This window comes from Enterovibrio nigricans DSM 22720 (genome assembly GCF_900167155.1).
In the GTDB taxonomy this organism is placed as follows: Bacteria; Pseudomonadota; Gammaproteobacteria; order Enterobacterales; family Vibrionaceae; genus Enterovibrio; species Enterovibrio nigricans.
This window is the reverse complement of sequence record NZ_FUXU01000111.1, coordinates 1-9,511: the sequence shown is the minus strand read 5'-3', so window position 1 is coordinate 9,511 and position 9,511 is coordinate 1. Positions and strand designations below refer to the sequence as shown.

Annotated in this window: 9 protein-coding genes and 1 pseudogene; 7 read left to right on the top strand and 3 right to left on the bottom strand. The window is 44.2% G+C overall.

Annotated features, from left to right (window positions below):
* The first annotated feature begins 225 nt into the window (after window positions 1-225).
* From B5D35_RS21300 to B5D35_RS21290, 3 genes are all read left to right on the top strand, one after another.
* Window positions 226-822 (top strand): hypothetical protein, encoded by a 597-nt coding sequence (locus B5D35_RS21300; RefSeq protein WP_078754491.1) that lies wholly within the window; start codon window positions 226-228, stop codon window positions 820-822.
* Between the two features lie 72 nt (window positions 823-894).
* Entirely contained in the window at window positions 895-1,689 is a 795-nt protein-coding gene (locus tag B5D35_RS21295; RefSeq protein WP_078754490.1) for a hypothetical protein, read from the top strand.
* Window positions 1,690-1,754: 65 nt separating this feature from the next.
* Window positions 1,755-2,474, top strand: a complete 720-nt coding sequence (locus B5D35_RS21290; protein ID WP_078754489.1) for a caspase family protein — start codon at window positions 1,755-1,757, stop codon at window positions 2,472-2,474.
* Here B5D35_RS21290 and B5D35_RS21285 read toward each other — a convergent pair.
* Both B5D35_RS21285 and B5D35_RS21280 read right to left on the bottom strand, forming a co-directional pair.
* Window positions 2,463-3,200, bottom strand: coding sequence for a helix-turn-helix domain-containing protein (locus B5D35_RS21285; protein ID WP_078754488.1), 738 nt, complete (start codon window positions 3,198-3,200; stop codon window positions 2,463-2,465). The genes B5D35_RS21290 and B5D35_RS21285 overlap by 12 nt on opposite strands.
* Before the next feature lie 438 nt (window positions 3,201-3,638).
* Window positions 3,639-4,958 carry a cysteine dioxygenase gene (locus tag B5D35_RS21280; RefSeq protein ID WP_078754487.1) on the bottom strand — a complete coding sequence of 440 codons (1,320 nt, stop codon included), beginning with the start codon at window positions 4,956-4,958 and terminating at the stop codon, window positions 3,639-3,641.
* Window positions 4,959-5,331: 373 nt separating this feature from the next.
* Between B5D35_RS21280 and B5D35_RS21275 the strand changes: the two genes are divergently transcribed.
* From B5D35_RS21275 to B5D35_RS21260, 4 genes are all read left to right on the top strand, one after another.
* Window positions 5,332-6,837: a tyrosinase family protein gene (locus B5D35_RS21275; RefSeq protein WP_078754486.1), complete on the top strand. Its 1,506-nt coding sequence runs from the start codon at window positions 5,332-5,334 to the stop codon at window positions 6,835-6,837.
* Between the two features lie 54 nt (window positions 6,838-6,891).
* Window positions 6,892-7,656 (top strand): copper chaperone, encoded by a 765-nt coding sequence (locus B5D35_RS21270; RefSeq protein ID WP_078754485.1) that lies wholly within the window; start codon window positions 6,892-6,894, stop codon window positions 7,654-7,656.
* Between the two features lie 458 nt (window positions 7,657-8,114).
* Entirely contained in the window at window positions 8,115-8,693 is a 579-nt protein-coding gene (locus tag B5D35_RS21265) for a hypothetical protein (protein WP_078754484.1), read from the top strand.
* Window positions 8,694-8,747: 54 nt separating this feature from the next.
* On the top strand, window positions 8,748-9,059 hold the full coding sequence (locus B5D35_RS21260) for a GIY-YIG nuclease family protein (RefSeq protein WP_078754483.1): 312 nt from the start codon (window positions 8,748-8,750) through the stop codon (window positions 9,057-9,059).
* 213 nt (window positions 9,060-9,272) lie between these two features.
* Here B5D35_RS21260 and B5D35_RS21250 read toward each other — a convergent pair.
* Window positions 9,273-9,511, bottom strand: a pseudogene (locus tag B5D35_RS21250) (group II intron reverse transcriptase/maturase); the annotation flags it as partial.

The window sequence follows — 9,511 nt, the reverse complement described above, 5'->3', positions numbered from 1 at the left end:
CTTACAGGACTGGGTATGCCTGAAACTCAGTATATTGCTTAAGAACCGAACAACTTTAGGCTGCCATGTCTTCCAACCGAATTAAGCAACAAAGCCTTCCACACTGATAATAATTGTCGAATTAATATCTATCCTTTACGTATTCATAATTATCACACCGAAACTTGTTCGATAATTAACTTGCTCGAATAACCGAGCATAGAATATTAAATAACGAGGTTAATAATGATTGGAATATCTTCCATACTTGAGTACGGAATTAAAGCAAAAGACTATTTCGACTCTGGCGTACCATTAACGGTTTCAGTTACTAATGATACCGAGGATCAAGTACTTCATCCTAACGGTTTCTACGCAAAAAAAGTAAACGACAATGAAAAGTACGACCTGACAGCATTTCAAAGCATCACCGCCACCACAGCAGCATCATATTTCGATCCTGTCATTAACCCTCTTAAAACCTCGCTGGCAGCGTTCAACACATCTAAATTTAGCTCTGCTAGTGCCGTTTGCTTTGAGCTAGAAGTGCGTAACAAACATAGCCTTGAAACGCCCTACACAATTCGCGCTTTCTATAATTGGGCAAAAGAAGATGAAGCCTACGCAAATGTATTTGCGTATCCGACGGGTAATTCTGACCCTGCATTCTTTAGTGATATTGGTCAGAAGCCGATTTACACGTTAGGTAAGCAATCACAAACCTATGAAAACGACAAATTGGTTTACCTGCCATTTGTTGTTCGGTTTATCGGCGCAGGAAACTCTTTGAAAATCGTGGTTTCAGACAATCCGAAATATAAAAAACCGCTCGTGGAAAAATGAAGAAGGAGAAGAGTAAATAGTAACACCAACAACTACGACTTTATTCACAACAACATCAATTAGGGAAATGCAATGACAACTCAACGTACAATCAAAGTTAACATCCCAAACAAATCTTTGCTGGCGCTAAAGAAAGGCGGCTACAAAATGGTTATTTTCCGAGGCGTAGCCTCGTTGTCAGAAGATACCAAAAGTACGGTTTTCATGAGTGTAGATGCGTCTAACTTACAAGAGCAAAATGAAATCTCTTGGAACAATCAGTATTATGGCTTTACCTCAAAATCCTCACTCGTGTGTGGTGGACGTGTCCATGCTTCTTCATCTCGTAAAATGGACTTGGGAGACGTATTGACTATCGGCGAAGACAGCACAACATTGTCAGTAACAACCCCAAATGATTCAAACCTTGTTGAGCAGTACTTGCTCAAAGTACATAACGACGGTGAATCTACTGTGTGCGGCTTTTCCATGACTCATCCACATACGTCTCAACCTGCCCAAATTTGTGCAGCAAGCATCCCAGGTAAAAGTAAGGCAAGTATCATGCCCCTTGACCGTTACATGGTGATGTTTACATCGAACCAAGGGTTTGATGAAAATGTTGCTGTGTCACATATCACCTCCAACTCTGCAATTATTGATTTTAATCAGCATGTTGAGAGTCGAGAAGTGACCTACAACTATGATTCAGGTTTGTTTGCCCAAGGTTGCGACATGGATAGCATGTTTTTCGATCCAACCGAAACCAATGGTTGGCTAAGTAATACATGGAACACCATCAAAAAAGCAGGGAAAGTGGTACTGAATGACACCCTCAACATTGTGGGTAAGCAAGCAGTGAACGTGATCAAAGAAGTGATGAAATAACACCTCTTAATTCTCAATAAGCATCTTCCACCCGTTCGCGGGTGGTTTTTTTATAAGGAGTTCCCGTGGAAAAATACGCCATTTTGTATGCTGGCCACGCCAACTATCGCCACCTTAATGAGCTGGAGTTTATGTACCGCACTCTCGTCACAGAATGTGGATTTAAACCCCGAAATATCAACATCCTTTATTATAACGGCATGCTCGATTGTAGCGGTGTACCTAAACCCTCTTCAGGCTCACCTACTGGGGAACCGTACTTACTTCCCATCAAAGGAAGGGGAACGAGATTGGAACTGCTAGACGCCATCGCCACACTGAAAAATAAACTCGCTCGCGACGACGTATTGCTGCTGCATACATCGGGACACGGCGACGGCCCATCCACCTACGATAAGGACACACCGTGCTCCCTCCGTGATTTTGCTGTGTATCCACCGGTGACCGTCGATGATATTGAAGTCGCTTTAGCAGACTTACCCCGCTTTGCCCAACTGGTGACAATCATGACCCAATGCCATAGCGGGGGGTTTATCTCCGGTATAAGTAGAGCGAGTCCAGCAGACAGCACCTATCTGTGCGCGGCCTGTCCTGAAAGTGGGGAGTCTATAGCGTCAGAGGATTACAATCCGTTCGGGTTCCATTGGATAGCGGCTTGGCATCATTTAAAGGTTAAGACGCCACGGCAAGCCATGGAATACGCAGAGCATCGAAATTATCATGATGAGCAACTTCAGTATCACGAGTTTCATAACAAATCGATGCGAACCGTCTCATTTAAATAGAGTGTTGTTTGGTTTCCGGAAACGATATGCGCGAGGGGAACACCCCGTGCATTGTTTAAAGGCCACCGAAAAATTCGTCGATTGCGAATACCCCAGATCCAACGCAATATCTAAAACACTTTTCTGTGTATCGAGCAACCAGCAACGAGCCAGTTTCATGCAATACCCTCTTCGCCACTCATGCACACTCATCCCAACCTCGGATTTGAATGCCCTTGTGAGATAAGTACGGTTTGTGCCCACCTTGCTGGCCAACTCATCTAGGCTATGATTCACGCTTGGGTTTTGAATAATTAAAGATTGGGTTTTGCTCGCTATGAGCGAGTTTTTAGATTTAAGAGGGTCTGTCAGAGCGCTAATTTGGTCAAAATACCAAAGGAGTTGACGGATGCGAGTTAACAAAGCGACATGAGCCAGAGAGCGAGGAATGCACTCAAATCTTACAGACTGCATAAAACAATCGAAGTTAGTTTCGCCATCGTCAACGATAAAAAGTACCGGAACCTCCAGTGCAAGGTAAGTCGGTTGATACTGGTGGATTGGGTGATTGTTCTCATTGACGAGCACTAACCCTTTTTTTTTTTGCTCTTTGAACTGTTCGGTTATGGTGCTAGCCAGCGACGTGACTCGAACTACGTCACAACCATGCTCCCTTAGCACTAACAATTGTTGCTCAATTTTATAGTCAAAATAGCCAACTGCAATAATCAGATAGTTATCCTTCACTCTATACCCCCAGCCAATTATTTAAATAAACCATTGATTTATTTATTGATTTAATTGGGAGGATATTAGGAAGTGTGGTTGATTTCGTATGGATGAGTAAATTTCCCAGTTGATTTAGGAAAATTTTCACAGTTTTTCATACACCTCGAAAAACCTCATAACACCGTTTGTAGTCGAACCGACGCCGATCTACTACCCCATTAAACTAATTGGACAGGCACTTTAAGAACTGAAATAGTTCAGCCTCATTTTCTGCTGGATTTTGAGGTGGGAGTGTAAGACTTACTTTTCTTAAACCGCCCCTACTGCTGATAACAAGGAAAGAATGATGGAGAAACTTTTTTCGCATCTATCAACTAAAAGAAGCAGGCCTGATCAACACAGCCCTGCTCCTTTTTATGACCACTTACAGACTTAGTTTCTGTCTATAGCCTCCATTCAGCGTGAAGCATGATCGAATTCCGCATGACGCGTGCTTTGAGAGTGCTGGCGTTGAGAGGCTTCCCATTCAGCTTTAACAATTTTTTTGAACTCGATGAAACGCATATCTGAATTGGGGAAAAACTGCTCAATTTTATCGTCTTGATCATTAATAAAGTCGAAGTACTCATAGTGAAGCGTATTGCTGTCGCTGTATTGATAACACTGAATCGTAATACAAGCTTGATCAGTTTGCGCATTAGTAAGCTGGTGGATTTGGTTAATGCCCGGGCTTAGCCAAGTCACATCCTCTTGGGTGAAGGTGGCGGTCTTAAAGGGGGTTTGGTTGGTCTTAACAGTGGATAACATGCTGTATAAATTAACCGTGATAGCACCAGACAAGACGCGGATAATCGCATTGGCATCGCCGTGGTTATGGATAGGCGATTGGTGACCAATCGGCCATATCTCCATGACAAAAGGAATGCCGGGCGAATTGCCATAGTTTTCCCCCAGAGTGATGCGTAAGTAAGTTTCTTTTTCCCCGCCGCCAAATTCATCTGCTTTTGCTTTTTCTATCAACTTATCATGGCACCAGCAGCCTTCAGTATTAATGCTATGGTTGATCGCTTCGGCAAAATCTGGGAAATCTTGCGTATCGAGCTGAAAGCTTTGTCCTGCGACATTGGCATAAAGCTGCTGACAAGCGCCGGGCAAGTTATTGATGATGGTTACTTTGGCTTTTTCATAATTTGGCCCAGCCAATTGGTCAGGATCCGAGACATCAGCGACATCCATCATTGTGAGCTTATTGGCCGGAATAATCGCCAGAGGCAACTGGATGGTGACAGGAAAACGGAAGGAACTGGCATCAAACGCCTCTTCATCAAAAGATACCGCGATGCTCTCAATGCTATGAAACATATCGTGAATAATCTTCTCGTCTTCATCACTGTCGGCTTTGAAACGGTAGGAGAGCGTCTCGGTCTCTTTCCGAATTTCACCTACGCCCGTGCTGATCGATCTATTGTTGGTATCCAGACTGACCCAATACTGGCAGCCAGGGTCTGGATTGATCCCAATATTTGTTTGCGTAAACCGTTGAACAACCTGCCATGTGATCGTATTGAACATCACAATTTGCGTTTCATCCTGCCAGACGAAGACACGTAGTTCCACGCCCAGAGCCTTTACCGGACAAGCAAACTGAATAAACTCTGCTGAGCTTTTCCCTCGACCGGCTGCACTAACCCCACCTTGCCCGGCAACCTGTAGTTGAACGACTTGAGTTTGTCTTATTTGCTCCGGGATCTGCCGAATATTTCGAGCATTTGTCATCACTTCACTTCCTTTTGTGGCTGTCGTTATTGTTATGCATTCTTGCCACAAAAAGACTAGTCAATATGACACTTTATGCACAATAAATTAGATACAAATGCTAGTGGTTAAAACTATAACAGTCAGGACACAGACGTTTTATTAAATGCACCACCCTCGTAAGAACCCATTTATTCAGTTTATTACAATCACTTACCTAGCAAAAATGCTAACCCTGTTTATTGGGGGTAATGATAATTAAGTTATTAAAGTGCCAACTTGAACCCCACACCTCAGTGTCTATATTAATAGCCATGCAAAGTATAAGTTGATAGTGACTGCGGTTCTTAGTCGATAGTAGCAACATTACATTCAACGACATCGAGGAGACACAATGACCTTACGGGTTCGTACAAATATAACCGGCCAATCAGCCACCGATCCGGCAACCTCCCTCTACTGGTATGAAAAAGCAGTCAGCCTGATGCGAGGACGTGAAGTCACTGATCCAACAAGCTGGGGTTGGTGGGCTGCTGTACACAGGTACAACTTCCAATCCCCGTTTTGGCACAAGACTTACGATGGCGACAAACCTTGGGTAACCGGATTAGACAACGAGATCACCCCTGGCGATCACGAGTTCCTTGCCAAATGTCCACATGGGTCTTTCTATTTTCTTGCGTGGCATCGTCAATATCTATTGGCATTTGAAAACGCAATTCGGGCTGTCTTGAGTGAGATTCCAGGTGCTCCCGAAAATTGGGCTTTGCCATACTGGGATTACACAACGTCAGGAACCGGGAATATGGTGATCCCAGAGACATTCAGGAATGAGGGAAATGCGCTGTACTTTCCTGACCGGAATTACACCAATAATCTCGATTTTTACGACCAAACGGTAGAAAGTGTCAGCGACGAGCCCTTTTTTGAATTTGGCGGAACACAAGCTCACAGAGGTGGCTCACTTGAGAATTATCCGCACAATGTAGTGCATGGCGCCGTGAGTGGTGCAATGGCCGACATTTCTACTGCCGGACTGGATCCGTTGTTCTATCTACACCATGCCAATATCGATCGACTCTGGTCAATCTGGACAGGTTTAGGCGGTGTGGTGGAGCTAAATGGCAGCGCACCCTACCCTGGTAAAGAGTATGCCTTCAAATGGTTTCATGACGGGCAAGTCACAGACGTTAGCCTCGCACTGACCGATTTCTCGCAGACGAAAGAAATCGTTATTAAAGCACCGAATCAATCGGTGATTGAAACCGTTAACTATGAGTATGACGGTGCGTCCGGCCTACAAAAATTCATTGAAGACGTCAATGCGGTAAGACACCCGGATGCGGTGCCAGCAGCATTTATTAACGTTGCGGAGGCAGGAGCGATGTCGGTACAAGGACCGAGTGATATCGATACATTGATAGTGGGGGATGCCGCTCAGCCCGTCGTCATTCGTGACGAGGCCCAAACGGTAAATCTGCAATTACTTGAAAAATCGTTGTTTAGCAACACGCTGATTCAGTGTAAAACCGCCAATCATGCGAAACATATCCGAGGCGTGAAACTCAACATTGAAGGGGTAGAAACGGCCGGTACGCCAGCAAACTATAAAGTGGCTGTGATTGAGCACGATGAAAATCAACAACCTAGCGGACAGCGATGGGATTTGGGTGTGGTCTCGTTCTTTGGTTCAACGGTAGAGAATGGCAAAACTCAGCTATTCGACGGCGCACCAATGGCAACGTCTGTGCGGATACCGAAAAAGTTTGTGATGGATGTGTGCCAACACATGCTGGACCGAGGCTCTCTCAGTGTCGAATTGACGCCGGACGGTGAAACAACCGGCTGTGGTGAAGTGACCATCCGAAAAGTTACGCTATCTTTTGATACGGCGTCTTAACGCCACTGGCGCAGTCAATAGCCTGTGGCTGCGCCTGCTTCCCCCGGAATAATTATGAATTCGACGACAAAGCGAGCACGTTATCAGCAGCGAACCCAAGACGTACTTCGCGTGCTTGGCATCGACGTGGCGTACATACGCAAGTTCAGGTTTAGTGCGGGTGTGTTTGTGGCGCTTTTTTCACTCGCCTGGATTGCCCTCATCGTTCCCATGTCTTCGGGAGATCCTCACAGTGCCCATCATCATGTTTCAGGAATAAACAGTGATCCGTGGTTACTGACATTGATGATCATTGGAATGATGTTACCGATGATTTCCGCACACCTATTGCATATTGCCAACTCCTTGAACCCAAGGCACAGATTGCCAGCCATGAGCCTTTTTACAGCAATCTATACAATATGTTGGTTGCTTCTCCTTATGGGCATCGCCACCGCCGTAGAACTCCCGGTCCGCGCATTCGCTATCCCACATGAAATATATAATGGGCTTGCTGTTACCTTTCTGCTGTTGGCATGGTGGTGGGGCCAGAACCCAATCAACAAATCCATCAAAAACCGATGTGGCGGATTAGGCGTCGTACAAGCTTCTGGCTTCAGGCTTTATAAGAGTATTGTCAGTTACGCATTGGTTACATGGGTGCGGTGCGCTGTAGAGTGCAGTTTGGTCATGATAGCTATGGTGTTTATGTCCAAGCATTCCGTGGTATTGATGTTATTAATGACCATTGTTTTATTGGTTGAACGTTACTTGGTAACCAACAAGTTTAGGAGTGTCAGTGCCATTTGGGCGCTATTGGCCGTTTGGACATTAATATAATTGCGCCGCCACTATTATCCAATTTGAGCGATGTTGGAAACTTGACCAAACGATTCTGGTGCGTTGGTGCCCCTTTTCCATTTACAGACGCTCTTCACTTATCTCGCAGACCACATACTTTCCCTTACTAAAACTAATCACTTATCCCTTACTCATTCCCCCCTAAGAATGCTATTCATTGATGATCGACCAATCAATAACCAAGCAGATTTCCATGCGATCCAAATCAAATCTGGCTTTATGCACTTTATGGTACATTCCCGCAAAAAGTTTTAGACAATGATGGCGTGTTGCGTGCCGAGAAGCGAAGGGCGGTAGCGTAAGAATACTCTGCCTCAAAGTAAGTTGATACAAGTGTACATTGACTAATCAGGCATCTCGGTTTTGTACTAAATGAGGAAGCTGCTCGCTAATAATTTGTTAGCGCTCCTTAGTAATGGCTCAGTATGGTGTAAATTTTGATCTTTAAAAACACAGTTGATGTGCTGAGTTCAGTAGCATCGCTTATTGCAATTGTGTCTGTACTATTAGCTTGGTATCACAGCAAACGAAGGCCTTTAAAACTTAAAAGAGTGTTAGTTCATCAAAAGAAAATGTCGACAAGAATTTTTCTTTACTTCACTAATAGGAATGCTTATCCAGTAAGGATTAAAAACGTAAAGTGCTTCAAGAAAGTAACCTTTCAAGTTTTACAAAAAAACGATTATCGCCCTGAAAAAACACAGCGACTAGATTACGATGACCTTGTCTTTCAAACCCCGCAAGAATATGAAATTGAGGCATTCGCTGACTGTTCTGTAGTAGTCAACCTGGATTATCCAGTACAAATGGATTTAGAACAATTAGTCTGCTCGACACAGACTTCTCACGGATATCATCTACTGAAAGTAAAGAACATCGATGTTGTTCGTATGGGTACTCCCTGTGCTTCTTATCTGGTACCGTTTGAAAAAACGTTTGAAAGTAGTTTTCGCGCAATGATATATCATATTCTTACGGTTACGAGATATTACATTCTAAAGTCCTTCAAGAAATAGAGCTAAAAATCTTTTCAAAGGGGATTCGCAACGCGTGGTATTTTGAGAGTATATATGGCATTTGTTTACCTGATTACTGAAGAAGCATTCGAAGGAGAGGTCGTAAGACCGTGGGTTAAAATTGGCTACAGTAAAAATCCTCCTGAGTGGAGAGTGAATGCGAATCTTAAACGTGGCAATCCAAGATGTTTGGTTCTTTCAGCCGTATTTGAGTTTGAATCAATCGTCCAAGCAAGACGAGCTGAAAAGGCTGCTCACGAACAGTTTAGTCAGCACTTGTTTCAAAAGGAGTGGTTTCAGGTCTGTTGGAAGACCGTAGCCGCTTGGTATGAAGAGCAAGGCGCTATCTATAGGAAAAACACCTAACAAACGACTATGGCTCATTGGCTAATCAACACATACTTCTGATTTGCCCAAATCAAACTTATCCAAACTGCATGGCTTAGGCACCAACTCTAACCCACTTCTGTCGAGTAGACGACACCTGTTACCAAGTGTCGTCCCTCTAAGAACCCAGCGTGCAACTTTCACCGCACTAGGCTCAAGCCTTCACGAAGGCACCGATTGGCACCCAGCAACTTATAAAGCAGCGAGAGCAGGCTCATGCCAAGAGTTACGGCATTGCTTCTTTGATTTTCTCTTAGCCAAGTATTCTTGGTATTGAGGATCAAAAGGCGTAGCGGCACTCCTGATTTTTACATGTCTCTCTATTGGCACCTTAGCTATTTGAAACAGATTGAACTGACAATCCATATCCATGATCTTCTGCCAACCGTGAAATTGCCATTGACCTTGACGGTTGATGAAGTATTTAAGAG

What these genes read in the sequence shown, in the direction of transcription:
- B5D35_RS21270 (WP_078754485.1), top strand. Translation starts at nt 6,892, where the DNA reads ATGAATTCGACGACAAAGCGAGCACGTTATCAGCAGCGAACCCAAGAC.
- B5D35_RS21300 (WP_078754491.1), top strand. Translation starts at nt 226, where the DNA reads ATGATTGGAATATCTTCCATACTTGAGTACGGAATTAAAGCAAAAGAC.
- B5D35_RS21275 (WP_078754486.1), top strand. Translation starts at nt 5,332, where the DNA reads ATGACCTTACGGGTTCGTACAAATATAACCGGCCAATCAGCCACCGAT.
- B5D35_RS21260 (WP_078754483.1), top strand. Translation starts at nt 8,748, where the DNA reads ATGGCATTTGTTTACCTGATTACTGAAGAAGCATTCGAAGGAGAGGTC.
- B5D35_RS21295 (WP_078754490.1), top strand. Translation starts at nt 895, where the DNA reads ATGACAACTCAACGTACAATCAAAGTTAACATCCCAAACAAATCTTTG.
- B5D35_RS21280 (WP_078754487.1), bottom strand. Translation starts at nt 4,958, where the DNA reads ATGACAAATGCTCGAAATATTCGGCAGATCCCGGAGCAAATAAGACAA.